Consider the following 1,419-nt stretch of genomic DNA (forward strand, 5'->3'; position numbering starts at 1 on the left):
TAATGCCGTTCACTTAAGAGTGAACGGCATTTTTCTTTGGTCTAACCGGAAACTTGTTTTTGCTCATTTTAAGAACTCGTGGATATGCCCTTTCCCGTTTACCATCCAGCTTAAATTGCCGTGCATTTCGTTCTATATCCAATACGTCTCTCGGGACATTCCCCGGTGTTTGTGATGGCAGTTGTGTCAACTTGAAGATGATATAACTCGCCGCATCCCGAAAACTCAGTTGATTGGGGTGGACCGATGGCAAGCTTTTGGCCATCAGTAACATCTTATATCGGATTAGATTGTAGGCCAGCAGTATGCCCCACAGCTCTTGAGTCACCAGTTCTGGTAGCTGACTGCGGAGCGTAAAACGGCTCTCCAGTAGATGTTGTTTCATCTCTCTGTAGCCCAGTTCGATTTCCCATCGATGGGCATATAAGTCGACGATGTCTTCGCTGGGGTAACGCATCGGGTCAGTCAACGAGGTCAAAATGGCGACTGACTTACCTTTCACTGTCTTAGTCAATAAACGCGCTTCAAGAGTTTCAGGGAGCTGCGGCCATTTCTTTCTGGCTTGAGGTGTAGTGGTGAGTTTCACCCACTGGTCATGCTTTCCTAGCGTTCGCACCACCTCATATTGAGTGCCTTTCTTCAATGGCAACAACCAGTGGCTATCAGGTTGCGCTTGCTGCCAAGCGTGTAACAGGCCGAGCGAGTAAAATCCTCGGTCAAATAGGGTTAGGCTGTGATTGGGAATGCTAGGAATGAGCTGGGACGCTAAGTTCATTTCATTTTCAGCAACCGAATCAAAGGCGCTGTTGACCAACAAATGGCTGCTTAATTCCATCAAGCAAACCATGCGAATTTGCGGATAAGCCGCTTCGCCTGAAGCGTTTGCGGTACGCGCAAAGGCGGCTTGATTTTGGACACTATCGGGTGTCCGCCACACTACACCGTCAACACCATACAAGTTAAGGCCGCACCAATGAGGATGTTCAGCTCTCGCGTGCCAGGTATTGGCGCTGCGACTAAATACTTCTCTAATAACCTCACTGCCCAATCGTTTACGAGCCTGAGTCACGGCGCTGCGTGCAACATAATCAATCTCTTGCGGCAAAACAATATCGAGTTTGTTGATGAGTGACCGAACAGACTCCCCTCGGAACAAAGCCATTCCGATAACGGCCCAAATCATCGCGTCCATCGGCAATTTACGCCGTCTTAACGTCGCAACGCCCTGAGAGTCTAGACAAGATTGAATTAACTCAGGTTCTAACACATCTGCTAAGCAGGTGAATTCGGTTAGGCGGGTAATATGAGTACGGGCGAGTGCTTCTGAGAGTTGCATAAAAAATCCGATGACATGAGGTCATCGGATTTTGATCTTTTCAGCGAGATCGTCAAGCGATCTGTCTTAACTGATCGGCATTA

The 1,419-nt window shown here is 48.2% G+C and carries 1 protein-coding gene; it reads right to left on the bottom strand.

All coding sequences use genetic code 11. The features are described from left to right. Window positions 1-13: 13 nt before the first annotated feature. Complete coding sequence (locus L5M18_RS23135) at window positions 14-1,336, bottom strand: IS4-like element ISSba6 family transposase (protein ID WP_263198718.1); 1,323 nt, start codon at window positions 1,334-1,336, stop codon at window positions 14-16. Window positions 1,337-1,419: the final 83 nt, after the last annotated feature.

This window comes from Shewanella sp. SM20 (assembly GCF_025654545.1).
GTDB classification, from domain to species: Bacteria; Pseudomonadota; Gammaproteobacteria; order Enterobacterales; family Shewanellaceae; genus Shewanella; species Shewanella oncorhynchi.